This is a genomic window from Acidithrix sp. C25, from assembly GCF_904848545.2.
Genome location: NZ_CAJHCI020000006.1, coordinates 221,367 through 248,158, shown reverse-complemented (window position 1 = coordinate 248,158; position 26,792 = coordinate 221,367). Strand labels below are relative to the sequence as shown.

The window sequence follows — 26,792 nt, the reverse complement described above, 5'->3', positions numbered from 1 at the left end:
CTTACCAATTCGCGATCCAAATTAGGTAGGTCAACTTCATCCAAGATTCTCAGATAGGAGCCCAGTGTTAGATACAGGTTCAGATCCCCGGCCATTTTCTTACCCGTTCAAATGGGAGACTGACACAGTCCTATCTGATGGAGGAACGGTAGCCATTAGGCCCATCAAATCAGGAGATGCGCCACGAATCGAGGCAATGCACTCACGGCTTTCGCCCGAGACGATCTACTTTCGGTTTTTCACGCCACTTCCCCGGCTCAGCGAAGCAATGCTTTCAAGATTTGTCAACGTTGACTATATAGATCGAATGGCCCTTGTCGCCCTATTGGGGGACGATATAATTGCGGTCGCTAGATACGATAGGCTACCTGGCCACTCCACTGCTGAAGTCGCATTTTTAGTAGACGATGCACATCAAGGTCGTGGTTTAGCAACAATCATGTTGGAGTTCTTGGTTGAAGCTGCCAAGGAAGCAGGTATCCACACCTTCATCGCAGACACGCTACCTGAAAATTCACGGATGCTTAGAGTCTTTAGGGATGCAGGTTTCAAAGATACACGATCGTTCCAAGATGGTGTAATTAGAGTTCGATTTGAGATAAACCCAACCCTACAGTCGGTCAAGCGAATGCAAGCTCGCGAGCAGAGGGCCGTTGCTCGCTCGATAGCACGAATCTTAGCTCCTCGTTCGATTGCGGTCGTAGGCGCTTCGCGCGATCCCTATTCAGTGGGCAATGTAATTTTTCGAAACATTCTAGAAAGCAGCTTCGCGGGTCCGGTCTATCCTGTCAACACCTCGACCACCTACGTCTCCTCAGTCAAGGCATACTCTTGCATCTCAGAGATCCCCGACGAAATCGATCTCGCGATAGTGGTAATTCCTGCAAGTGAAATTCGCAGTTTCATTTCAGAGGCCGCCGACAAGCAAGTTGGCGGACTGGTCATCATCTCATCTGGCTTTTCCGACACCGACGAAGAAGGAGCGCTGGCAGAACGAGAGATCATTCGCGCAGCCCGTCGAAACGGGATGCGCGTGGTGGGTCCCGCTTCTATGGGAGTCGCAAATACAGATCCAGCAGTCTCACTAAATGCCACAGTTGCACCATTTGGGATAGAACCAGGTCGTGCGGCACTGATCTCACACTCGGGTGCTCTTGGCCTCGCGATAGTCGAAGAGGCTAGGCGGCGCGGAATTGGCCTATCGAGCTTTGTATCATCGGGGAACAGAGCAGACGTATCCGGCAACGACCTACTTCACTATTGGGAGCTAGATCCCAATACCGATGTCATACTTCTATATCTAGAGACCTTTGGAAATCCACGAACTTTCGCTCGTGTCGCCCGACGAGTAGCGCGCAATAAGCCGATAATCGCGGTAAAGGCGCGGAAATACACCGCAGGTAAAACGCCTTCTGCTAGGAACCTCTCAGAAAAAACACCTTCTGAAGGGCAGGCACTTTCCCCGTCTGGAAAGATCATAAAATCGATCTCTGTCGACATTGCCGTGGATGCTCTAATGAAATATACCGGCGTCATAAGGGTCGATTCGCTGGAGCAACTCTTTGAATTAGGCCATGGGATGGTAGCCCAACCCCTTCCTAGGGGTCGGCGCGTGGCGATCTTGTCCAATCGAGGAGGACCAGCTCCACTAGCCCAAGATGCCTGTGAAAATGGCGGATTGGTTATGGCCAAACTAACATCAACTTCAAAAGAGGCATTGAGCGCACTAATCTCCAACAAACGAATCTCAAACCCTATTGAACTCGGCCCAGAAGTTGATCCAAGTACCTATGGGAAAGTTCTAGAGGTTCTCTTGAACGATGAAAACGTTGATTCGGTTCTCGTTCTCTATGTGCCAACGATCACGGGTCGAATGACCGGGAAGAGCAATCTGAGAGAGGCCAGCTTCTTCTCCAATGGTAGGGGAACAACTGAACTTCCCGCAATTACAGCGGCAAAGGGGGTTGCAGCAGCAATATCCAAGGCAGCACAACAAGAAAATAGCTCCCAGCCAAAACCAGTTCTGGCCAACTTTCTAGCACTTCCAGGAATCGAAGTCGAACTTAGGCGCCACCCAAGAGAAATACCTAGCTTCGACTTCCCGGAGATGGCGGCAACCGTACTATCTCGAATGGCCGACCACTCCGCTTGGAAGTCACAGGACGATGGAGAGGTCCCCGAATTTAATGAGGTCGACGCAGACGGAGCAGCGCTGATAATTCGAAATTCGCTAGACAAGTCGCGAGTCCAAATGGAAGACGGCCAACCAGGTGGTCCAGCAACAGCCTGGATCGTTGGTCAAGAGGGGCTGCAGTTGTTAGAAAAATACGGCATCACAGCCAAGGATCACGTTGAGGTCATAGGGTATCTAAGCTTCGAGGTTGCTACTCAATTTGAAGTTTCAATAGTCCACGATCGACTCTTTGGTCCAATCCTTTCCATGGGAGTTGCAGGCGAGCTTTCAGAATATCTAGATTCAAAGGCATATGCCACATTGCCCTTATATACCTCAGATATAGAACCCTTTATCGACTCGATTCCCGCAATAGGGCTCATCAAAGGTAGCTCAAAAAGAATGGCACACGACTTGACATCAATCTATGACCTGATCGCTCGACTCGGATCACTCATCGATGACCATTATGCAATATCAAACCTGGAAGCTACTTTGGTCTCCACCCCCACTGGTGCCTATATAAAGGATGTAGAGATTCTTGTTAACGACTGGTCACCAATGGCTAGCGCACTGACCAGATCGTTAAATTGACCGGATTGACATGTACACTTCAAAGACCCACCAAGTAGTTCGCCTAATTCATCAAAGGTCCCTAGCGCTCTCTAGATGGATTACTTGGACCGGAGAAGGACCTCTCCTTCTCTCCTCTATCTCTCTTTTTCCCCGGCCCAACTCAAGGATCCGCCATGTCAATTTCGGCATCCCCAGACTGTCTTGAAAAGATGTCCAAGGAGGCTAGATCGTCGATTTGGGACTTCAGATTCAACGGTGGCAAGTTAGCTTCTGAATCAGATTAAGCCTCTGGCTTTGGGCCATAGAGATTTGTATTGACTCGTCTAATGGCTCCTTGGGCGACGAGTCATAACCCAATCGAGATCTTTAAAAGTCATTATGTGGGTGTTTGGGTTCGCCAACGGCGAACCCAAACACCCACCAGAACATCTATCCCACCTGATGAATCTACGACTATCTGAAAAAATTGAAATATAACCGCCATTGGTGGGCATCAGATTGATGGAAACGACACGATATAAGCGCCAACTTGAACCAAATCCCTCTGTCGCGACGATAAGGTGCGACGGATCGCATCGCAATAGCCCCTGGGTCCTAATACAACAAAATACAGATCTGCACTAGGAGCTGGATTACCAAGATTGACTAACCCTGTGGCAAATTGCTAGGAAAATAGTCAGAATGAGCAGTAAGCAAGGCTTTAGGCTTATTCCAATGACCTTCGACCACGGGGAACTCTAACTAGTAGCTAGACAAGATCAACTTAATAAGGCTATGAATATCCATTTGCCACGCTGAAGATTAACGAAATATCACCGTTACTGTTTCTAAAAGGTCCCAGTTGACCTTGCCGCCATCAAGAAGTCTTCGAATACGTAAAGTTATAGAAGTTAGTCACAAAAAAGGCGACACGCTTTCTCACCCTAACCTAGCTGTTCATAGCTTGGTTAGGCCCTTTGGTAACATTGCAAGAGTGCCAGGCTTAGATCTCATCATCCCAGAAGGTATGAGTTCTCCCAAGGAGTACACCACCCCTAACACCTAGAGATCACAGCCAAGTTCCCTATCTGCACAAGAAGCGCTACGATGCTCGGATGTAGCGACACGGTTCGCCCATCTACCTGCCCGATCACTTAGACGAAGACGGCCTTGTAGGCATTTGATATTGAGCTATTCATGGATCAACATCGCTAAAAGACGGTTGGGGCATTGTGAATCTGCACATAGCCATCTGTGCTTAGAGCAAAAAAATGACGCTACGACCAAAAACCGGTTGGCACTTAAGCTCAACAACACTTAGGCCATTATGGTGAACTTCGCATCCACATGTTGGACATTGTTTTAGCGAATTAGAACACTCAATGTGAATATGCAAAGGCTCACCGTCATTATCTTCGAGGCCTATCACATTAATATCGTCTAGGCCAAACAAGATCTTGGCAATTGCTTTATAGCCTTTTTCCACAGGGCTCTCCAATGGAGTCTTGTTCAATCCTATTCTGACAGAACCCCTATGTCGCATCGTAAGCGATTTCATAAAAATGGAACTTCAACCTCTAGCCACAGTTAAATGCGAGTTGTCGTTAATGTGAGTTGGTTTATGCACTTAAAGCGATAGTATCGACGCAATGTTATTTAGAAATTTAGCCCATCTTTCGCTGATTTCCCGAAAAATCGCCCTAATTGGTCCCTTTTGAGGGGATTTTGGGCGATTTTCGACTTGGGCGATTTATAGATGCCCTGGTAGATGGGTATTAGGTCTTTTTGGGTCGCGAATGTAGTGTCCTAATTTTTGAGTAGTGTTGATTATGACTTGCATTAGCTCTGACATGGTGCTATTGTGTTGTTGTGTTTATCCGTGAAACTCCAACAGTTAATAAAAAGACCGGCGTTAGCTACAGTAAGTACCAACTCGTTGAGTCCTACCGCTGTGAAAAAGGTCCCCGTCAACGTATAGTAATGACCTTGACCGAACTGGACCTGGATAAGTCATTGTGGCCAGCTCTGGCCAATGCAATTGCCAATGCTATTACCTGGGACTCTCTGGAGTAACCTCACTCTTTGAATCAGATCCTATTATTGCCAGATACGCAGATCTGGCAATCACTAAGTATGCAATTCGTTCCGAAGTTGCAGCCGCTAAAGAAACAAGAACTACTGAGGCTGACCTTGAGATGGTGGATCTCTCTAGTGCTAAGACTATCAATAGTAGAAGTATCGGTCCAGAACTCATAGGAAACTCGTTCTATGAAGCTCTTAGCTTCGATAAGATCCTAGAGAGTGCAGGTCTATCGGGTGAATCTCTTGGCATTGCCAAGGCAACGATAATAGCTCGTCTTATTCATCCTGGATCTGATCGAAAGACCTATTCTTATATCAACTCCAACTCTTCATTACCTGAGATATGTGGTATCGATCTCTCTAAGTTTCACAAGGATAAGGTCTATGCAATTGCAGATAAGCTCTATGACGCTAAAGGCGTCATAGAGCCAGCACTCTATAAAGCTAGCTCTGATCTCTTTAGGACGAATACCAGGCTCTTTCTCTTTGATCTAACCAACACCTACTTCGAAGGTTCTACTAAGGGGAACTCCCTAGCTAAACATGGACATTCCAAAGAGAAGCGTTTTGATTGCACATTAGTTTCTCTGGCACTACTTGTTGATCACCGGGGACTACCCATCTACTCAGAGATACATGAGGGCAATACCTCTGAGCCTAGAACTCTCATTAGCGTACTTGATGCCTTGGAGTCTCTATCGGATGGATCTCTCTTTGGGGATGTTGTTCCTACCATTGTGATGGATAGGGGAATTGCTACCAAGGCAAACCTAGAACTTCTCATTAAGCGCAATCTCAACTACGTAGTAATTGAGAGAGCTAACAAAAAGAGTCTCTATCGAAGCCATTTCATGGAGATGGAAGGCTTCACCGAGATCTACGATGCCCAAGGATCCCCAGTACTGGTGAAAAAGCTACAAGTGGAACCACAAAAGCCACAAGGGCGAGTGAGAACACAAGTACAAGGACAAGTGCAAACACAAGTACAAGGACAAGTGCAAACGCTAGAAGAAGACACCGGCACTGACGACAATAACAGTTACACCACCTCCGGCAACACTAGCAACAGTATCAGCAACAGCGACAGCAGCAACGACACCAAAATCATCAAGGGCGACAGTAGCACCGACACTGACGACTATATCCGTAATGGTGCCACCAGCAAGAACACCGGCAACAATATCAGCGACAGCACCGACACTGATACTAACGCCACCTCCATCTCCACCTCCATCTCCTCCTCCATCTCCTCCTCTTCCTCCAACAACAACACCACAACCGTGGTGTTGTGTCGTTCTTTGGGGAGATCCAAGAAGGAATCAGCGATCTCTAGTCAAGCTAACGAGAGATTCTTAGTAGATATCACTTCGTTGAATACCTCAATCACAAAGGGTTCTATATCTAAGACCACAGTTGTCTCAGAGCGTATCGGACGCATCAAGGCCAAGTACCCAAGTATTGCTTCCAAATACGAGATATCCCTTGAATATCATCAAGACCATGGCAAGATCATCAAAAAGAGACGCTTTGACAAAGTAATCAATCTCACTATTACAGAAAAACCCACTAAAGCCAAAGATGATAATCTCCAAGGAGCCTACGTCATAGACACCAGCCATAGCGAGCTAGATGCAGGTGAGATCTGGAATATCTATACGACTCTCACTAAAGTAGAAGATGCCTTTAGATCCCTCAAGAGTGATCTTGGACTTCGACCGGTCTATCATCAACTAGCTAGCCGAACTGCTGCTCACCTCTTCATCTCAGTACTTGCCTATCACCTCCTTAGTGCTATTGAGCTGACCTTGAGGCAAAATAACGATAAGAGAAGATGGTCAACCATCAAAGAGCAACTCAACAGTCACCGCCGAGCCACCATAGTTCTTACATCAGATAAAGGCGTTGTCTATCACATCCGCACTAGTGGTGTTTCTGAGCCGGTTCACAAAGAGATCTACCGTCTCTTAGGAGTTAGTGATCCCCTTAAACGGATCAAGACCATTGCGACGCATTTGTAGTGTCCCAACGTAAGACCACATACTCAACTAGCTGGGAGAATAGGTTGATTTTCGGAAAGATGGGTTAGGCAATAGCACTCTAGAGGTATCGCGGATATGTTTGGGTTGTATGGCCTTTGCGGATCCCACAAGAGGAAATCAACCATGGACCCTCGGCGAAGAGGAAGCTCGTCCAATCCTAAAGCGTGCCATTGAAGCTGGCATAAACTTCTTCGACACTGCCAACATCTATTCGGATGGCGCCAGCGAAGAGTTAACCGGTCGCCTTATCAAAGAGTTCGCCAAGCGCGAAGAGGTAGTCATCGCCACAAAGGTGGGTCGACGAATAAAAGACGGCCCAAACAATAGCGGCCTCTCTAGAAAAGCAATAATGACCGAAATAGACAAAAGTCTCAAGCGACTAGGTACCGACTATGTGGATCTCTACCAAATCCATCGAGCAGATCCAACCACCCCCATAGAAGAGACTCTCGAAGCGCTCACCGATATCGTAAAAGCGGGTAAAGCTCGGTATTTAGGAGCCTCTTCTATGTATGCGTGGGAATTCTCAAAGATGCTAAATCTAGCGGAGGCAAATGGGTGGACTAAGTTTATATCGATGCAAAACCACTACAATCTCCTTTATCGAGAGGAAGAACGGGAGATGCATCCCCTATGCGACCAGAGTGGTATTGGGGTCATCCCATGGAGTCCTCTCGGTGGAGGACGCCTTGCTCGAGGGTGGGATGAGAGCACAAGGCGGGGCCAGCTAGAGGCCATATCGGCTCGTCATAGCCGCGATGATGACCATGAAATTGTCGATGAAGTCGGAAAGATCTCACTCGAACGAGAGATCTCACGGGCGCAGGTGGCAACGGCATGGATCCTATCCAAGGAAATTATCACAGCACCAATCATTGGCGTTACATCTATGGCACAATTGGGCGAAGCGATTGACGCGACATCGATAAGCCTGACCCATACCGAGATAGAAAGACTACAGGCACCATATCTGCCACATCCGGTCGCTGGAATTTAAATCAGAATTGCAACAGTTCAACGATTAGCCAAACCAAAGAGTCGATAACTTACTGATTGGATTCGATTCGACAAATGTACTTGTATTCAAGCCTATGTTGAAACATATAGCGCTATCTACAAGGAACAGACAGCACCACAACCGCACAGAAGCAATCGAGCTCCTTTGGGCACTCACCAACCCGCAGTTCTAATAGACCATGGTGAGCAAATCCACGATAACCACCAAGTAAATTGACCCTATATGACTCATGTATGGCTGGTTGGCTCATGGAATGGCTGGCTAATGTCGAATCTTCCATTTTTCGCTAAGCAATCACAAAAATCCAACCATTGGCAACATTTCTACAGAGAATTCACAAAATGCGCCAGTAGTGATTCCAAAGGTGACCAAAATCGCATCGTGGACTGGTCCAAAGAAGGGATCAATTGATTTTAAAAGACTCCAAATTGAGTTAAAGAAAACTTTCTCAGATGGGATTTCACTGGCCATCTCGGGTTCGCCATCTAATCGTAGACGTTAAATAAAAGTCCATCTCATGCCAGCCAAAAAGCTAGCCTGAGATGGACAAATATCTAAAACCTACCCGCCTTTAATTAAGTTAGGCGCGGTGGTTGATAGCTACATATTTTAGGTCTAGGTACTCTTCGATTCCTTCGAAGCCACCCTCGCGACCAAAACCTGAACTCTTTACGCCACCAAATGGCGCGCCGGCGTTGGATACCATTCCCTGATTGAGGCCAACCATTCCAGTTTGAAGGGACTCCGAGACACGTAATGCACGAGAGACGTTAGATGTAAAGATGTAAGCAACGAGCCCATATTCAGTTGAATTAGCTAAACGAACGGCCTCTTCCTCGTTAGCAAAGGTAACTATTGGTGCCACTGGACCAAAGATTTCATTAGTAGAGATAGCTGCGTTTGAAGGTACGTCTACAAGAACTGTAGGCTTGTAAAAGTATCCATCTCCCGCAACAGCCTCACCACCTGTCAAAACCTTAGCTCCTAGAGCAATAGCGTCTCCTACTAGTCTCTGAACTTTAGCAATGGCATCGAGATCGATAAGAGGACCAACGTTACTGTCCGCCTCGGTCCCTCGTCCAAGCTTGAGAGCACCCATGCGACTAGCAAGCTTCTGCGCGAATTCGTCGGCGACCGACGCGGCCACTAAAAACCTATTCGCCGAGGTGCACGCCTCGCCCATATTGCGCATCTTGGCAATCATCGCCTGATCCACCGCAAGGTCGATATTTGCATCGTCAAAGACGATAAATGGTGCATTCCCGCCTAGCTCCATTGAGACTCGCAAGAGCTTGTTGGCGCTTCGCCCAGCCAACATCCGACCTACATCAGTTGAACCGGTAAAGGACAACTTACGCAGTCTTGGATCTTCTAACAAGACGTCGGTAACCGCGGCTGGATCGCTCGTGGGAATCACATTCAAGACGCCACTGGGTAGTCCTGCCTCGACCATGATCGACATGAGAGCAAGAGAACAAAGCGGCGTTTGCTCAGCCGGCTTTAGAATAACAGTACACCCCGCCGCGAGAGCTGGGCCGATCTTCCTGGTTCCCATAGCAAGGGGAAAATTCCAAGGGGTGATCATATAGGCCACGCCCACCGGTTGCTTGAGCGTCAATACTCGCGAATTACCATCTGGCGCAACGTAATAGCGTCCGTCGATACGGACTGCCTCCTCTGAAAACCAACGAAAGAAGTCGGCAGCATATGCAACCTCACCTCTGGCTTCAGGAAGGGGCTTTCCCATCTCAAGAGTCATCAAAAGAGCCAACTCTTCTTGTTTCTGCATGATCAGTTCATAGGCTCGGCGTATTATCTCAGCCCGATAGCGAGGAGCCGTCTGTGACCATTCGCCAAAGGCGGAATGCGCAGCATCTAAGGCTGATAGAGCGTCGCTAGGTGTGGCGTCAGCAACCTTGGCAATCGTCGCTCCCGTTGCAGGATCTTCAACGTCAAAAGTAGCATTTCCTTTAGCTTCGATCCATTCGCCACCAATATAGAGCCGCTTCTCTATAGATGCAAGTACTTTACTTTCCTCATCACGCATGTAAAACGTCCTCTTTCACAAAATTCATATGCTCTAAAGTTACCCCAATAAGGTACCCAAAAACAAGACCTTATCAACAACAGGTCGGAGTTTTCGGTTGTAGGAAAACACAACAAAACCCTAAATAGTTAGAGGAAGTCTAACTATTGGCACCAAGTCCAAAACAATCTAGAACTAAAATAAAAGACCTCTCGACTCCTAGGGGTAATTAAGAGGTGATATCCTTTGTCGAGAATCTCGCCCACGCTATCGAAAACGCAAGAGCCATCCACCCTAGCTGCTCCAAGAAGTCCTTATAGATCCCGCTAAAGATGACTGGGTTCCTAAACAGATCCGTCCCCGCACCCCAATAGTTGGGAAGCATTATAGGAGCAAAGTGAATCAGCTGCGGAATCGTATTGAGGATCTCGACAATTACAACAAATCCAAACGAGATTGCAGATGCACCAATTGCGGAGTCAGTAAGAGTAGACGCCATAACTCCAATGGCAACGACCGAAAAAACTGAGATACCCTCAAAAAACCCCAATCCAAGCACTCGGATAATCCCTTGACTAAGAGGAATCTGCGAACCAGAGAGGGTTGTTACGGCTCCTATTGGGAACAATAGTGCACCCACTATCAGACCAATTACAACCATAAAGAGGCTCGCCAATAGTGCGTACGTCAAAATTGCCGAAGACTTGATAATAAGGATGCGAGAACGACGAATTGGAGAGATGAGAAGATACCTAAGCGTCCCAGATGCCGCTTCGCTAGCAAAAGCTTCACCAGCAACTATTGAGATTATCAGGGGTATGATCACAAACTGCGAGGTGGTAATTGCGGTAATCGAGAGAAATACGCCGTTATGGGTGATTTGATCGATAAATGGATTCGGTCCATTTCCACCATTGCCGACACCAAAGGTAGCAACGACTAGCCCTAAAATAATTGGAATTGCGGCCAATACGATAAAGCTTATTAACGTACGTCGACGGAATAATATAAAGCGAAGTTCTTCAATAAACATCAGAAGTTACCCCCGTCAGGTGCACAAATGCCTCTTCGAGGGTTGATTTATCCTCGGCGATTCTAAATAGACCATAGTTTTCTTGAACTAAATCTTTCACGATCTGTTCGATTGGGATTTCACCGCGCGAAACCGAAAAGAGGCCCCCACTCACATCTTGAAATTCGAAGGAGTATTTTGCCAAGAGCAGAGCCTTTGCCTCTTCTACCTCCCGAACTCCAATTACCAACTTCGTAGGAAGTTGGCTCTGCAGCTCGCTCAATTCGCCCTGAAATAACAATTCTCCGTGTTGAATCACTCCAACGTGGCTACAGAGCTGCTCTATCTCAGAGAGAATGTGTGAGGAGATAAAGACAGTAGTTCCCGAGCTTGACAGTTCCATAATCAGATCACGCATCTCGACGATTCCTTGAGGATCCATCCCATTTGTAGGTTCATCTAAGATCAGTAGTCGTCTAGGAAATAAAAGCGCATTTGCCAGTGCCAGGCGCTGTTTCATGCCTAGGCTCAGCGCCTTGGAGCGCCGTTGAGCCACCTTGGACAAGCCGACTCGATCTAAAGCAGCTGCGATATCAGTCTCAAGGGCAGCCAGCTCTGGAGAAGCTTTTGCTGCGGCTTTACGGATTGCTTTAGAGTTGTTCGCCATGCGCTCTAAGTATCTACTCGGCGATAACGACGGATATAGACCAGGTCCTTCTACCACTGCTCCTAGATGAGGAAGGACTTGATCTAAGTATTTTGGCATCGACTTCCCCAAAACCTTCATCTCTCCTGAAGTAGGAAAGATCAAACCAAGAAGCATTCGAATCGTAGTTGTCTTACCAGATCCATTTGGCCCCAAAAATCCATAAATTGAACCCTCGGGCACGACAAGATCTAATGAATTAACCACCTTGCGCCCACCATACTCTTTGGTAAGGGCTGTGGTTTGAATCAAATATTCCAAAAGAAAACCTAACTGAACAAAGCGCTACCCCTATCAAGGAAGAGGTAGCGCATTACAAACGTCCGCATTTACAAATCAGAAAGCCAAAATTTCAAATGATAAAGTTCTGATTCCTTATCGATTCAAGTAAAAATGACAAATATCGCTTTGAAATCTCATTAGTAAGGTTCAAAGTCGAACAGAACCCTCAAAAATTCATAAGCTCAACTATCTAGAAATGCGCCATGCTTTAGCCTAGGTCGTTCAACAGCACCGAACCTGGCACTGCTCCAAAGGCTACCGTTCCATTTTGAGAGATGAACGCAGAGCCAAAGTTCAACGTGATCAGATATCCGCTACCCAACGAAGTCGTCTTAGGAACCCCTATTGCCTTTAGCATTGCCAAGGCTTTAGATGTTGAAGTACCAGTGGACGAAGCTGAGCCAGCGGGCCCACTCAAAACAACTACCTCAGAAAAGCCACTGCCGATAACCCTATGGGTTAGAGAAGGCGCTTTAGTACCAGGAGCTGTTGAAGAGATCATCGGGGGATGTGTCATACTTGTACCACCAAGAACTGTCGTCTTAAGAGTCGTGCCCGGTGCTGGCGAATAACTAAAGACGGAACTTGCCGGCTTTTGATAAGAAAGCGACTGATACGCCAAAGAAAAGACCGTCGAAGAAGAGGACGAATCGATATAGACACCCAAGGTATCCCCGGTAGTGGCATCGATTGAGAATCTTACATCTTTTATCAACGAATTTGGATCATTGCTATGAACGGTCAAAGTGTAGGTAGCTTGACCTGCAACGTATGACGAACTATCTACCGAAGTGGTGGATCCTGCAGGCAAAGAAGCGAGAATTTTGGAGGCAATAGCTGCTGGAGTGACCACATTTGATTTGGCAAGAGCCGAAGTTGGAGAGGTCGGTTGGCTTTGTCCGCTAACGATCTTGGTCGCACTATTGTTGGTCGAGTTGTAGAGCCATGTCACGCCATTAGTCGAATATAGATCCGACTCTCCAGTTGCATTTGGGATTTGAACCCTCAAGCTTCCAGTTCCATTAACCCAGTAGTTCGCCGACACCGAGGAGGTGAGCGCTTGGGTCAAAAGCGTGGTAAGTGGATTCGAAGACGCCTTGCCACCTAAAGCTGATATCGCTTGGGAAGGGATCCCGCTATTGCCAGTCTCAATTATCGAGCCCGAATAGATAGGTGCCTTTGCACTAAGTGCCTTGGTGATCAAGGCTGATGCGCTAATCGGAGAAAGGTTGGGTACAGATGCAGAGACTACACCGGGATAAAAACCAGCTACTGCTACTACTCCGACTCCCAAAACTGAAGGTATAGCCAGACGAGAGATGTAACGCCGTCGATTTCGATCTCGAAAGGAGCTATTGGCCTTTGAGCCATCATTTGTAGTATTGCCGGTATTCAAATTCATCTTGAAACCATCCATTTCGTCTCTTGTATATCGTTTAACGCAAAATCACTGTTTTATATTCATTTTATTACATCAGAAATATTAACTTTGGCTGAATGTTTGATGACTCTCAGTTCATAGAGCCCAGCTTGACCTACCTCACAGAATAGACAACTACCGCTCCAATGACCAACCTTTCCTTGTCAACCAATTTAAGCTTCTAGATGGCGGGGAGCATGACCGAAACGACGATCCTATGATTGAAAATTAGAAATGCTGGATTAGGGATTGCAAGCCTTCAAGTGGTCTCGCCAAGTAACTACAGAAAACACTCAATTTCACCAAAGATTAGACCAAACAAGACAACATGCAATGCGACATGTTTTCAAAGTAAACTTGGACTTGATCTGGGAAAATCCACAACCAAAGTCATCAAATTCGAGAATAGGTACACGCGAGATCTCGATGTTCTAGATCAAGTGACCCGCATCTTCCAGGTCCGTCCCGTCTTTCAGGGCCAACTAACCAAATGGTCGCAGCCTTACGTGATCTCTCATAGGCACAGAGTGATTCGTTATAGCGAAAAAACACCAGCCTTGGGGCGATCACACAGAGTGCTCAAGGCGAAATAAAGCAGTACCTCATCTTCTAGCGTCGTCATCTAATCGGCACTTACCAAACGCCTAACTAACTAGTTTGTACTAACCATGTCGTAATTACCCAGAATCTACCCGGCAGCAGGACTGGTTCCAGGCAATGGCAAGATTTGGCATCCAGATCCACAATCTCCAGATCGATACTCTATTGCGCAAGCTAACCTTGGATTCAAGACTTCCTAATCACCATTCCAAGGTCTTCAGATTCAAAAGTCCACAAGAGACGGTTCGCTGACACTATCATGACAAATTGATTGTTAGAGAAAGGAAATGAAAAGATCGATCTCGCATTTGATAGATTCAAGAATCGAATAAGGCCAACAGGCCCATCTGCCTCAACATCCGATCAGCGATCATAAATCACACCAATACTCTTGCGCCTTTGCAACCACCGTGACCCGATGGGATGCCCTACCCAAGTCAACACACCGAGAAGATTCATGCGTCGTCTAGTTGGCCAATTGGCACTCTAGATCTCTAGCTACTTGAGGCTACGCTCAAATTGATGAGCTGGATAGCAAAAGATAAGCAAGGTCGAGACGCCAGCAATACAACTTGGGAGCCACTCTCGCGCAGATAATGAGAATGTACTCTGGTCCTAATAGGCAAATATGATCATCCGCCTATAGCCCAGCTGAACTAAATTGCCTAAATCTCTAAGACGCCTGAGAGAAAAACAACCAACAATGGACTCTCTGGCACTTGCATAATGGCCAACTTTATGGCATAATTAAAAGTTCTAGGTTTTATGCCAGCTGAAGTAGCCGCAACAGATTCGGAGAGTGCATCGGTTCAATCGTTAGATAAATAGTATCGTTTACGAAATTAGTCGCTAATAAAGTTTGTTCCATAAAACAGGTGAAACTAAGGATACGGTGGTCGCGCATCTGCTACTTTAGGTCAACCAGATTGTCCAAACAGTTAAAGGCGGCACTTCGATTATGACGAACTCATTTGTAGAACTTAGTTTCATTCCAATGAAAATGCGGCCAAATTTTGGCAAAATCTACGAGACGTCAAGCAAAGGCGATAAAACGTCGAAGTGAAATTTGGCGCAAAGTTTGTGTACGTGACATAGCTACATTAAGATAGAATGTAGCGTTCAAAATTTATTAAGGCATTTAAAATTATGACGAAGACGACAGTGACGACACGCAAGAAAGTTGAGAAGGAAAAAGTAGACCCGGCATTAAAGGCTCCTCGCAAGAGGCGATCGAAAAATGACGCAGCGACGGTTGATGCGATATTAAATATCTCAGGTTTAGGCGCAGATGCAGTACGTCTTTTCCTAGATGATTTAGCACGTCACCCTCTACCCTCTCCAGCAGAACAAGTGGAACTAGCTAAGCGCGTACGTGCCGGAGATGAGACGGCTAAGTCTGAGATGGTGGCCGCAAACCTTCGCCTAGTAGTCCACTGGGCACGCCGATATCAAGATCGCGGAGTCGAACTCTCAGACCTAATTCAAGAAGGCACCTTCGGACTGATTCGTGCTGTCGAAAAATTTGACTGGAGAAGAGGCTTCAAATTCTCTACCTATGCCACCTGGTGGGTTAGGCAATCCCTGCAGCGTGCAGTTCATAACCACGGCCAAGCCATTCGCCTTCCAATGGAGGCCGCAGAGAGATCACGTCGAGTTGATAATGTAACTCGAGAGCTGCAAAATGAGAACCAACGTAATCCAACGGAATTAGAGATAGCAAAGAGTGCGAATCTTTCACCTGCCCAATTGGCAGATGTGAGGCATGCAGCTAGAGTTGTAGCCTCTCTTGATCAAGCAGTTGGCCCCGAAGGAGAGACAAGCCTCGGCGACCTGGTAATCGGTAGCGAAAACACGTTTGAGGATGAGGTAGACGAAGCGCTCACGCGCGATCAACTTCGAAAGGCACTCGAAGAGCTAGATCCCCTAGAGCGTGCCGTAGTTATTCTGCGATTCGGCCTTGATGGCAACAGACCTGCTTCATTAGAAGCGACTGCCAAACATCTTGGAATTGGACCTCGACGAGCGCGTCGTCTCGAAGCCGCGGCTTTAGATCGACTCGCTGAGCATCCCGGCCTCAAAGCTCCAGCTGCTTAAGATAATCAGACAAAAAATTCTAAAACACCACTACCGATGGCATTCTACTTAGTTGCGGAGTCTCATTAGCAGTGGTGTTTTATTTTATGGATCCATACTTTATTTATCTCTGCTTTATCTAGCTTTACCGGCGAAAATTGCGCCAATTCACCAATTGCAAAAATCATCTGGGACAAAATTCAAAGGTCGCTACAATGCCAGATGAAACAGTCAACCCCACGGGTCCTTCAAAGATCCCAGGCCGAGGAGCTAGCCGAGGCGTTAGCCATAGATGATGGCGTAGATCGAGGTGACAAAAGTACTACCTAAACTCAAGAATAATAGAGTAATTAAGGTCCGATTATCCCCGACAAAGATGATCTGAGATCTCCAAGGTCAATGCTCCCCGCCAAAAAAGGATTAGTCCAACTTAGATCTATTACCGATGGCTCTGGCTGATCAAATTAGCGCAATCGAGCCATATAATCGGATGAATGCCAGTTCGAAACGACAAGATCCAGATCAATGTGAAATCAACATCTATGGACGCAGAACTTTTTAGCGATCCTTCATGGGACCCCTCGATCAAGCGCCCTGGAGTGGTTCTAATCCATGAGATCTTTGGACTAAACGAAGATATCCGAAGGATTGCGGGAGAGATCGTCGCTGAGGGATACGTCGTACTTGCGGTAGATCTCTTTTCAAACCAGACTAAGGCCATATGCATGGCTCGGATCTTCTCTAAAATGCTGACAAGCTCGACAGACCATTTCGCCATCGACCAATTGAAGCAAGCCTTGACCGACCTAGCCAAGCTTGAATATGTAGATGAAGCCCGCCTTGGCGCGGTTGGCTTTTGCCTTGGTGGATCCTTGGCGCTGGCATGGTCCACATCGGACAACAGACTTAGGGCGATAGCCCCGTTCTACAGCTTCAATCCAAGGCCAAAAGAGGCGCTTAGCCGCGCTTGTCCGATAGTAGGATCCTTCCCCGCTTCAGATGTAACTGCCAAGTCTGGGCGTGCACTGGAGGCGACTTTGGCGCAATATGAAATTGCACACGATATCAAGATCTATCAAGGGGCCAAACACTCCTTTTTCAACTCGCCATCCTCCAAGAACTACAACGCACAAGCTACTGAGGATTCTTGGTCACGGCTACTGGTCTTCTTCGCCCAACACTTAGCTTCTAAAACAAACGAGTAATTGAGACGAAGGCGCACTAGGCTTCCACCAGTCCACAACTTTCAGACGGTCCCGACAACTTGTTGCGGTCCTTGATTTATTTTAGGTGATACCCCTTGGGCTGCCCAAGCGATGGTGAAATTCCAAGATGCTCAAATTCAGTCGCCCTGAAGAAGGCGAGCTGTAGCAACGGGCCACTTTGTAGATCTCTCATATCCGATAAAACAATTTAACCATTGTGCAACGAGGCTTTAACTATTTAAAGATAGATTCATCTCCAGATAGTTAGGGTCTTAAAAAAACTATATAAAGGGCAACCCAACCATGAAAAAACCAAAAGTCATACGGACAATTACACTCTCACTCTCACTCGGTGCTTTGATTGGCGCAATCGACTCTCCGCTAAACATCTCTAAGGTCTCTACCCCGGTTTCATATTCAACGCCTGGAATGGTCGGCTTTGGAGCCGTGCCTTCGGCGCCAATGCCCCAAATCACGCCAACCTCGGTCGTAATTGGAGCAGCGACAACCCATAGCGGCGCTGGAGAGTGGTACGCAACTGCAAATGGACAGGTAATTACGACCGGCGATGCCAATAGTTACGGCGATCTCTCACAGACCGCTTTGAATTCGCCTATAATCGCATTTGTGCCAACTCCAGATCAGAGAGGTTACTGGATGGCGGCCTCAGATGGAGCAGTCTATGCCTTTGGTGACGCCAAGAACTACGGCGATCTCTCACAGACCAAACTAAATGGACCAATAGTCGCCATGCTTTCGACACCGTCAGGCGGAGGATACTGGCTAGTAGCAACCGATGGAGGGGTCTTTACCTTTGGTGATGCCCGCTTTTATGGCTCCATGGGAGGGCAACATCTAAATGCTGCCGTAGTAGGAGCCGGCGCGACTCCATCAGGACTCGGTTACTGGCTTGCTGCAAGCGATGGAGGGGTCTTTACCTTTGGGGATGCTCCATTTTATGGCTCCATGGGCGGACAGAGTCTAAATGCTCAGGTTATGGCTATGGCCCCTACCTCTGATGGCAAAGGCTATTGGTTGGTGGCCAACGATGGAGGGGTCTTTACCTTTGGGGATGCCCGCTTTTATGGCTCACTTGGATCAGCTCTACCTAATACACCAATCAGTTCGATCATTCCTTCTCCAAACAATCTCGGCTACTGGCTACTGTCACCTGACTCCTTCAAATACAGCTTTTCCACCATCGCAAATGAAAGAACCTTCAGTAACTCTTCCGCAATCGTGGCAGCAGCTCAATCTCAAGTAGGACCAGTCACTAGTGGAGGATTTTGCAACCCTTATGGACCTTGTGAAGAGTGGTGCGCCTTATTTAGCTCCTGGGTCTGGAATCGAGGTGGCGTACCCAGCGTGTCAGATGGCTTTACTGGCGACCTCTATAATTGGGCTGCCACCCACACGAATGTTATTAGCGGCACCTCCACGCCAGCCGCTGGAGACATAGCATTCTACGGAACAAGTCCAGCCAATACCGCAACGTCGGTCCACGCTGGCGTTGTTGTCCAAGTATGGCCCGATGGATCTATTATTACCGTAGAAGGCGACTCAGGGCCAGGCCCGGATGGATACCTTGGAGTCACGATCAATGGTCCATTTCAAGCTGGTCGTTCCACAGAGGTGAATGGCGACCCTATCTATGGCTATGGCGAGCCCCAATAACCTCAGACATAAGACTATAAAGAGTTGAAAGACGCATCAAAGGGTCGCAGATGACCGGTTAGTGCATTTGCCATCCTCCACTGAATCTCAGCCACGGATATATATATATACATACTTATCAAGTTTCGTAAGCAAGAGCCATTTTGGAATCAGATTCGCGGAGTAGCGGATGTGGAGACGCAAACACACATGTATTGAGAAGTCGCTCTACCAAGGACATTTCAAAGTGCCTTCGGTTGAATCGGTATGCGAATTCCTCGAGGTAAAGTTGCTTATGTTCCTCACGTCCGTGGTATGTTCCGTCGATAAATTTCTTGCAGTTCCCTATCAGGATGTTGAGCCATTTGAATGTTACATGTGCTTGTTCGTCTTTGGATAGAGTGATCGAATGCGCTAGTCCAAGGTCTCGAGCACATACCCCGTAACTTGGGTTACCATCACTTATCAGCTTGGTATCGGAATCTAAACGTCTCACAAAAACATCTTTGGGTGATTTAGCAGTGGTATCTTTGATTACTTCCATGAAGCAATGAGTAGGAGCACCATTGCTAATCGACACTCCAATTAGGACATTGGTTTGTTTTGTTCCCTTTCCTCTTCTGCCTTCGCCATGGCTCTCACCACCTAAAAAGAACTCATCTACCTGGACGTTTCCTCCAAGTTTATATAAACCATTTCGGTCAGCCATTGCTTTTCGTAGCTTATTTAGCATCAACCAGCCAGTCGAATAAGATACTTGAACGAATTTAGCAATGGTAGTAGCCGAAAGACCACGCTTGTCGTTGGACAATAGATAGATAGCGGAGAACCACTTGGATAAAGAGATATGGCTTCGATGGAAGATGGTTCCGGAGGTAACGCTAGTTTGACGGTGACAAGATTTACATTGAAAAAGTGGAGCTCGAGATGCTGCATTTCTTCGATGGTTTGGCCTGATTAAGGTAAACTGGTCAGAGTCACACTTTGGGCATCTAAATCCCTCTTTCCACCGCAATTTGATCAAATGATCTTCACATGCTTCCTCTGAAGCGAAGCGTACCATAAAGCCTGAGATATCCACCATGCCTCCTTAATCGAACATCTGTTCTACTAAAGATTAGCTCCAATCTGGTCTCGGTGGAGGCGAAACTTACGAAACTTGATAAGTATGTATATATATATCAAAAAAAACCAACTGTCAACGGCCATTTGGAATGGATGAATATGAACACGAAAAATACATATCGGATGACCGCCTAGCGTGACGGCCTAGCGTGACGGCCTAGCGTGACGGCCTAGCGTGACGGCCCACTCTCGGTTCCCCTGGACCCTAGAGTGGGCACGCAAAATCCCTCTGGCTATCACTTCTTGAGAAAAAAAAGAATGAAGGCCATTATCTCGCGCCATTATGGATTTACACACGGTCCTAATGCCGAGGCTGGGCCCCAAATAAAAGATAACAAAGAATCCATGGAAATCATTGAAGCTTTGGTTGGTTTTGGATATAAAACTAAACCTTCGCAAGTTGGTTGGGGTTTTCCCAATGACCGCCCGAGAAGTTTTCAGGGCAATCTGGCCGAGCATCGTAAATGTTGCTTTATCCATCTTGGCACTTGAGAAGGACAGCTGATCACGATGGTCTCCCGTAAAGCAAGAATCTGGCCCTCACCGGCTAATGGCGATACTTTTAACGCAAAAGATAACAGTATCGTTTACTTCTGACACCTTCAGTGTTATACAACTTCTTGACTAGAAAGTTGGCATACTGTGTTACAATCCTAGAAATCCGTGTTCATAACTTCAAATTTAGGGTTCAAGAAGTTCTGCACGTTTCATTCAATTCTTGCAAACACCCAAAAGTTGTTATCGCAGGAACAACAGATCGGTTTTAGGGTCTTGCTGACCCACATTAGTGTTAGGAGCGTCATTTTTACTCATTATAGATCTGAGTCAGCTAACTTTTTTAATTGATAACTCTCGGTTAGACCATATATGAATCGACTAAAACCGTTACATTCACATGATACCCTAGAATCGGCTGAAAAAAAGACTGAAATATAGTAGAAATGGCGAAAGTAGTAGAGGTAGCCAAGTAGCCAAGTAGCCAAGTAGCCAGGTAGCCAGGTAGCCAGGTAGCCAGGTAGCCAGGTAGCCAGGTAGCCAGGTGCATATTAGAAAAGCAAGGCGAAATGCCCGCACTTCCTTTGGTATCCGCATTTTTTAAGACACCAAAGAAAGTTAATCAGACGAAAAATCAGTTGGTCCGAATATTTCGGCGAGGTAGTCCAAAAATTATGGAATCAACGTTCAAAGATAACAGAGAAGTCATCCAAGGGCCCAAAAAAAACGAGCGACTTAAATGCCATTCTCCCCTATGGCAAGGGTGGGAAGAGACCAATATCTAGACCTCTACGAGTCCCCTTGGTCAATGCAATAAACTTAAGTAGCAACTGGAACCCTCTAGAATCTACTTTACAAGTCACAAAAAGCCGACTAATATGGTCAACAATATATATTGTAAGTCATGACCTCAAATTACAAGGGCTTTGAAACCCGCCAAATTCATGCTGGAGCAACGTCAGATCCAACAACAGGAGCACGTGCCGTTCCGATCTATCAGACCACGTCTTATGAATTTAGAGACTCCGATCACGCCGCTGCGCTCTTTGGACTGACAGAAGTCGGCAATATCTACACGCGAATCATGAACCCAACACAGGCAGTTATGGAGGAGCGCATAGCCAGCCTCGAAGGTGGCGTAGCCGCATTAGCAACCTCTTCGGGACAAGCAGCTGAAACCTTGGCTATCTTGAACTTGGCCGGTGCTAACGACCACATAGTAGCCTCATCGTCACTATATGGTGGCACCTACTCCCTGTTTCGTTACACCTTCGAAAAGCTAGGCATCTCGGTAAGCTTTGTATCCAATCCTGACGATCTCAAGGAGTGGGAAGCTCTAATTCAGCCAAACACCAAAGCACTCTATGGCGAAATGATCGGCAACCCACGCGGTGATGTCCTTGACGTCCCTGGAATAGCCGGCGTAGCACATCGGAATTCTTTGCCACTGATCGTCGACAACACACTTGCCTCACCATACCTAGCCCGTCCACTAGAGCATGGAGCCGACATCGTAGTTCACTCGGCAACTAAATTCATTGGCGGCCACGGCACCTCTGTCGCTGGCGTCATCGTCGATGGCGGAACATTCAACTTCGGTGAGAGCCCACGTCACCCTGGATTTTCCGAGCCAGACCCATCCTATCATGGCCTCAAATTCTGGGAGGCACTAGGTCCAGGCGCCTATGCAGCTAAAGCTCGCCTCCAAGGCCTTCGAGACCTCGGGGCAGCTATCTCTCCATTCAATGCATTTCTAATCATCCAAGGCCTTGAGACCCTTTCGCTGCGAATGGAACGACATGTTCAAAATGCACAGGCAGTTGCAGAGTTCCTAGAGTCGCGATCAGAGGTAGGCTGGGTCAACTATCCAGGCCTAAAGTCCTCAAAGTGGAACGCACGAGCAAGCCAACTTCTACCTCGTGGGGCAGGAGCAGTCCTAAGCTTTGGGATAGAAGGCGGCCTAAAAGCCGGAAAGACATTCGTAGACTCGCTTGAACTTCACACAAACCTTGCTAACGTAGGAGATGTGCGTTCACTCGTTATACATCCGGCATCGACAACACATTCGCAACTAACTCCCCAGGAACAACTGGCCTCGGGCGTAAGTGAGGATCTGATTCGTATCTCAGTCGGACTAGAGAGTATTGACGATATCATCGCCGACCTTGAAGCCGGATTCCGGGCTGCAAAGTAGAAGTGGCTGACCATGGCGAACCGACCGAGCTGCACGGTCTCATAAGCAGGCAAATTCATTTACCTGAATCTGATCCCGGTCACAAGCGGTTCGCCACCCTATTTTCTGACACTCCCCTCCACCTCGAATACGGAGGGGAGCTCAGGGGTACTATTGTCGCCTATGAGACATGGGGAGAGCTAAAGGCTGACAAGTCAAATGCGATTCTTGTTTTACATGCCTTAACTGGTGACTCTCATGCCGTAGGAAATGCGGGTCCAGGTCATCCTACACCGGGTTGGTGGGATGGCCAGATAGGACCAGGCATGGCTATTGATACCAACCGCTACTACGTGGTCTGCCCAAATGTTCTTGGCGGATGCCAAGGAACTACTGGCCCATCCTCAATCGATTCTTCCTCCATGTTGCCCTTTGGCTCACGCTTTCCCAAAATTACAATTCGTGACCAAGCAAGGCTCGAAATAGAACTCTCACGTTACCTTGGAATTGAGAGATGGCAGGCGGTCATCGGGGGCTCCATGGGAGGGATGAGGGCACTTGAACACGCCGTCTTAGAGCCCGATTCAACTGAAAGATTGATAGTACTAGCTACAACCGCATCGGCATCCGCCGAGCAGATTGCCCTTTGCTCAATCCAAATCGAAGCTATCGAATTAGACTCTAACTTTCATGGCGGCGACTATTACAGCGTGGGTGACGGCCAAGGACCAACCGCAGGGATGATGATCGCTAGAAAATTGGCGATGTTGAGTTATCGAAGCGATTTAGAATTTGGCGATCGGTTTGGTCGCACATTGGTAAAAGGCAAGGAACCTCTAGACCCACGTGCATTTGAGGTTGAAAGCTACCTCCATTACCACGGTGAGAAGCTCAATCGACGCTTCGACCCAAATACCTATATAGCCCTGTCACGAGCTATGAACAGCCACGATCTTGGACGTGATCGTGGGGGTGTAGACCGAGCATTGGGTCAAATCAAAGCCCGGACTTTCGTGGCTGGCATCGAATCGGATCGCCTCTATCCCCTCTATCAACAAAAAGAGATTGCCAGCTCCATAAGGGCAACCGAATCATTTGTCGGTATCGAATCATCCTATGGACACGATGGTTTTCTGATTGAAGAGAGCGCAGTCGCCACTTTCATAAACAAGGCGCTGGCCTAGTTCAATCCATCCTGGCCTAGTTCAATCTTTTAGGAAGATCCCCCTGGATAGTTTTTAGAAATGACAAATCTCATCTCGATTCGCCCATAACTCAATCTCTAATGAAAATCCAGAGTCGACCACACACCCATCTTCAACCAGTGAGGCCTTCGAACGCTCCAAAGTTGGAGCCATTTTGGTCTAGCGTTTCCAAAAAAGGCGCGCTCGACTCTTAGAAAGATCGTTACTAGCTGCATCGCTAATAGTTGTATGGTTATTAGACATAGAGCTACTGGGCCAAAGCCTAACTAGCAAAACCAACCGGGCAAAGCTCCATGGTAGATCCTTAGGTCGATCTAGAAGTGCTCTGGGAGTAAATAGAACACGCTCACCTTAACCACTAAGGAGTGCCATTGAGGAAGATCCCTCAATTGAAATAGTCGATTGTCCCTTCGACAATGGTCATTTGACTGATCAGTTCCTGCAAATCGAGAGGTGCTGGAGCACTAAATCGAACTTCCTCATTAGTTCGAGGATGCAAAAAACTCAGTTCGTAGGCGTGTAAAAAGACTCGAGGGCCAAAGTCGTACTTTGATCCATAGACCACATCCCCCACGATCGGAAATCCATGAGAAGATAGGTGAACCCGAATCTGATGGGTCCGCCCAGTCTCCAGCGAACAGTCCACCAAAGAGTAGATCTCATCACCTAGGCTTAGGATGGCCAAACGGCTATAGTGAGTCCGTGCCCACTTACCTTGGGCACTAACAGACATGATTCCAAAACCACGAGTTGACTTTCCAATTGGCCCTTCCAAAAGTGCACTCGGAGGTAGTATTACTCCGTGTACCAGGGCCAGATAACGGCGTTCAACGCTGTGGTTGCTGAGTTGACCAACGAGCAGGTCATAGGCTAAAGCCGAACGAGCCACCACCATCAACCCTGTTGTGGGACGATCAAGGCGATGCACAATTCCTGGCCGCAAAGGAGAACCTATACCAACAATCTCTGGATATCTAAATAACAATCCAGAGGCGAGAGTCCCTGAGGGATTTCCAACTCCAGGATGGACAACTAAGTTAGCAGGCTTATCGATAACTATGATGTCCTCATCTGCATAGATCACATCGAAGTCAACGCTCCCATCAGCCTCAATAGGGATATCCTCGACGCCCTCTAGTAATGTGGCTGGAAAGGTAATTACGTTGGCGCTAGAAAGCTTTGTAGAGCGAGACGTTGCCAACTTGCCGTCGATTCCAACTTGACCGTTGTCAATAGTTGAACCCGCGAGCGCCCTTGAGCAACCCGTAAGGGTCGACAACGCCCGATCAAGCCTCAGTCCTACACACGACTCCGGCACATCATAAGATACCAAGGTGTCGTCGTCACTAGGTTCATCGATTCGGATCACATTGCTCAAATTTACCTGCAGTCTTCTAGTCCGAACTTCTTTCTACTTCGAACAAAAAAGTTGAAGCAGAAACAGTACCTATTAGCCTAGCGACCTTAACGATTTGATGACGATGATGCCTGTCGCTGACGAGAACCAACCATAATAACAATCAGTCCCACCACTACACCCATATCAGCCAGGTTGAACGTCGGCCAAAATCCTGAATGGATAAAGTCAATTACCGCGCCCCCATTGTGACGAAAGAGGCGATCCACCACATTGCCCAAGGCACCCCCCAAGACGAGGCCAATTCCTAGGGCAATCGTCCTACGTGAAGTACGCCATAGGGCGAAGATTAAGCCTGCTGATACGATAAGGCCAAAGATAGTGATGATTGCCGAAGAGCCCGAGGCGATGCCAAAAGCAAACCCAGAGTTATAGATCAACTCGAAGCCAACATGTCCAAATAAGAAACGAGGATGACCCATTAAATTACTCTGAGCCCAGGTCTTTGATATCTGATCTAGAACTATCCAGATTCCCGCGACAAGCAATCCAAGAAATCGGAGCCTCAAAAGTCGAGCCGTCAATAATCTTCCTTTACAAAAAGTCAAAGGGTCTATCTGAGTCTTCAAGGCAGGAAGATAAACCCGCCTCTTCATCTTTAGGTAGGCACCTACCAAAAGATGATAGCTAGGATCAACGCCTTATTATCGATCCACTCTTGCAGTGAACACAAAGTCGCGCATACGGCAGAGCCCTTAGACGAATTCTCGGAATCTCACTATGGCAGTTCTCACACTTACCATAGGCGGCCTTAGCAATCTTTTCAATCGCCTCGTCAATCTCAGAGACCGTTGCCATATGCGAGGCAAGCAACGCTAGATCGCGCTCACGCTCCATAGTCGAATTGCCACCTTCACCAGACTCTTCATCGAATTGAACGTCGCCGGGCTCGGACTCTCTTGCTAAGGTTGCAGCCTCTTCTTTGAACATCTCAGCCTGGGTGAGATAGACCGACTTCTCTGCCTCAAGGAGAATTACTTGAGCTGCTATGAAATCTTCGTGGCTCAAAGAATCATACTCGTCGTCGCTAAGAGCATCGATCTCTTGTTTGGTCAATGTTGCCATCACAGCCTCCTGATTGCCTTTGACATCTCCTCGGTCGTCCATTATTGAATCGGCCGATATGGCGTTACTTTTTATACCTGCGGGTCGTTTATTCATTGGTGAAACTACCTTAGCAACATTCTTTTTTTCTGTCATCAACCTTCAAATCTTGTAAACCTAAGATCACATTCGCCGTTAGAGATCAAACGACGAGCCTTTCAAACTTATGCCCGTATACAGATTGAGTCAATTTTTCGAGATCGACTCATAATCGACTGACACAATATCTGCAAACTTCCAATTGGCTGCTAAATCGACGATGGCAAAACAAAGAAATCATGCGAATTAGCCTCTGGATGCTGGAGTTAACCATCCACCTTCAAACCATTACGAAGACAAAATACCTTATCACTTTTCTAGTGCTCTAATGTTTTCGAAGATTATACACTATCCGAGAATTACCTAGGCCCTGTAGCTCACCGCCAGCTT

Annotated in this window: 18 protein-coding genes; 10 read left to right on the top strand and 8 right to left on the bottom strand. The window is 47.3% G+C overall.

The features are described from left to right. Positions 1-64: 64 nt before the first annotated feature. From ACIDITHRIX25_RS70310 to ACIDITHRIX25_RS70295, 4 genes are all read left to right on the top strand, one after another. Positions 65-2,767, top strand: coding sequence for a bifunctional acetate--CoA ligase family protein/GNAT family N-acetyltransferase (locus ACIDITHRIX25_RS70310; RefSeq protein WP_201732277.1), 2,703 nt, complete (start codon positions 65-67; stop codon positions 2,765-2,767). 1,830 nt (positions 2,768-4,597) lie between these two features. After that, positions 4,598-4,801, top strand: a complete 204-nt coding sequence (locus ACIDITHRIX25_RS70305; protein ID WP_201732276.1) for an IS1634 family transposase N-terminal domain-related protein — start codon at positions 4,598-4,600, stop codon at positions 4,799-4,801. Continuing rightward, on the top strand, positions 4,744-6,828 hold the full coding sequence (locus ACIDITHRIX25_RS70300) for an IS1634 family transposase (protein WP_201732275.1): 2,085 nt from the start codon (positions 4,744-4,746) through the stop codon (positions 6,826-6,828). The genes ACIDITHRIX25_RS70305 and ACIDITHRIX25_RS70300 overlap by 58 nt, the downstream gene beginning before the upstream one ends. Before the next feature lie 109 nt (positions 6,829-6,937). After that, positions 6,938-7,846, top strand: coding sequence for an aldo/keto reductase (locus ACIDITHRIX25_RS70295; protein ID WP_201732274.1), 909 nt, complete (start codon positions 6,938-6,940; stop codon positions 7,844-7,846). A gap of 601 nt (positions 7,847-8,447) precedes the next feature. Here ACIDITHRIX25_RS70295 and ACIDITHRIX25_RS70290 read toward each other — a convergent pair. The 4 genes from ACIDITHRIX25_RS70290 to ACIDITHRIX25_RS70275 form a co-directional block, all read right to left on the bottom strand. Continuing rightward, positions 8,448-9,914 carry an NAD-dependent succinate-semialdehyde dehydrogenase gene (locus ACIDITHRIX25_RS70290; RefSeq protein ID WP_052603955.1) on the bottom strand — a complete coding sequence of 489 codons (1,467 nt, stop codon included), beginning with the start codon at positions 9,912-9,914 and terminating at the stop codon, positions 8,448-8,450. Positions 9,915-10,122: 208 nt separating this feature from the next. Beyond that, positions 10,123-10,926, bottom strand: a complete 804-nt coding sequence (locus ACIDITHRIX25_RS70285; protein WP_052603954.1) for an ABC transporter permease — start codon at positions 10,924-10,926, stop codon at positions 10,123-10,125. Then, a complete protein-coding gene (locus ACIDITHRIX25_RS70280; RefSeq protein ID WP_201732273.1) occupies positions 10,916-11,872 on the bottom strand; it encodes an ABC transporter ATP-binding protein in 957 nt (318 codons plus the stop codon). Before ACIDITHRIX25_RS70280 ends, ACIDITHRIX25_RS70285 begins: the two co-directional genes overlap by 11 nt. A 229-nt stretch (positions 11,873-12,101) precedes the next feature. After that, complete coding sequence (locus ACIDITHRIX25_RS70275; RefSeq protein WP_152625762.1) at positions 12,102-13,295, bottom strand: hypothetical protein; 1,194 nt, start codon at positions 13,293-13,295, stop codon at positions 12,102-12,104. Positions 13,296-15,059: 1,764 nt separating this feature from the next. Here ACIDITHRIX25_RS70275 and ACIDITHRIX25_RS70270 point away from each other — a divergent pair. From ACIDITHRIX25_RS70270 to ACIDITHRIX25_RS70260, 3 genes are all read left to right on the top strand, one after another. Next, a complete protein-coding gene (locus ACIDITHRIX25_RS70270) occupies positions 15,060-16,007 on the top strand; it encodes a sigma-70 family RNA polymerase sigma factor (protein WP_052603950.1) in 948 nt (315 codons plus the stop codon). Positions 16,008-16,528: 521 nt separating this feature from the next. Beyond that, positions 16,529-17,191 carry a dienelactone hydrolase family protein gene (locus ACIDITHRIX25_RS70265; protein ID WP_152625770.1) on the top strand — a complete coding sequence of 221 codons (663 nt, stop codon included), beginning with the start codon at positions 16,529-16,531 and terminating at the stop codon, positions 17,189-17,191. 303 nt (positions 17,192-17,494) lie between these two features. After that, on the top strand, positions 17,495-18,865 hold the full coding sequence (locus tag ACIDITHRIX25_RS70260; RefSeq protein WP_201732272.1) for a CHAP domain-containing protein: 1,371 nt from the start codon (positions 17,495-17,497) through the stop codon (positions 18,863-18,865). 118 nt (positions 18,866-18,983) lie between these two features. On the opposite strand, the gene ACIDITHRIX25_RS70255 is transcribed toward ACIDITHRIX25_RS70260, so the two are convergent. Next, positions 18,984-19,925 (bottom strand): IS1595-like element ISAxf1 family transposase, encoded by a 942-nt coding sequence (locus ACIDITHRIX25_RS70255; RefSeq protein WP_201732933.1) that lies wholly within the window; start codon positions 19,923-19,925, stop codon positions 18,984-18,986. A gap of 254 nt (positions 19,926-20,179) precedes the next feature. Between ACIDITHRIX25_RS70255 and ACIDITHRIX25_RS70250 the strand changes: the two genes are divergently transcribed. The 3 genes from ACIDITHRIX25_RS70250 to metX all read left to right on the top strand — a co-directional run bounded on the left by ACIDITHRIX25_RS70250 (position 20,180) and on the right by metX (position 23,821). Then, positions 20,180-20,461 (top strand): hypothetical protein, encoded by a 282-nt coding sequence (locus ACIDITHRIX25_RS70250; RefSeq protein ID WP_201732271.1) that lies wholly within the window; start codon positions 20,180-20,182, stop codon positions 20,459-20,461. Positions 20,462-21,368: 907 nt separating this feature from the next. Continuing rightward, positions 21,369-22,658 carry a bifunctional o-acetylhomoserine/o-acetylserine sulfhydrylase gene (locus ACIDITHRIX25_RS70245; protein ID WP_052603944.1) on the top strand — a complete coding sequence of 430 codons (1,290 nt, stop codon included), beginning with the start codon at positions 21,369-21,371 and terminating at the stop codon, positions 22,656-22,658. 29 nt (positions 22,659-22,687) lie between these two features. Then, complete coding sequence (metX, locus tag ACIDITHRIX25_RS70240) at positions 22,688-23,821, top strand: homoserine O-acetyltransferase MetX (protein WP_052603987.1); 1,134 nt, start codon at positions 22,688-22,690, stop codon at positions 23,819-23,821. Between the two features lie 406 nt (positions 23,822-24,227). On the opposite strand, the gene ACIDITHRIX25_RS70235 is transcribed toward metX, so the two are convergent. The 3 genes from ACIDITHRIX25_RS70235 to ACIDITHRIX25_RS70225 form a co-directional block, all read right to left on the bottom strand. Then, a complete protein-coding gene (locus ACIDITHRIX25_RS70235; protein WP_235347493.1) occupies positions 24,228-25,211 on the bottom strand; it encodes an RluA family pseudouridine synthase in 984 nt (327 codons plus the stop codon). Between the two features lie 95 nt (positions 25,212-25,306). Beyond that, the gene (locus ACIDITHRIX25_RS70230; protein WP_213333386.1) at positions 25,307-25,855 is read right to left on the bottom strand and encodes a signal peptidase II; all 549 of its coding nucleotides are present in this window, start codon (positions 25,853-25,855) and stop codon (positions 25,307-25,309) included. 37 nt (positions 25,856-25,892) lie between these two features. Then, a complete protein-coding gene (locus ACIDITHRIX25_RS70225; protein WP_201732269.1) occupies positions 25,893-26,459 on the bottom strand; it encodes a TraR/DksA family transcriptional regulator in 567 nt (188 codons plus the stop codon). Positions 26,460-26,792: the final 333 nt, after the last annotated feature.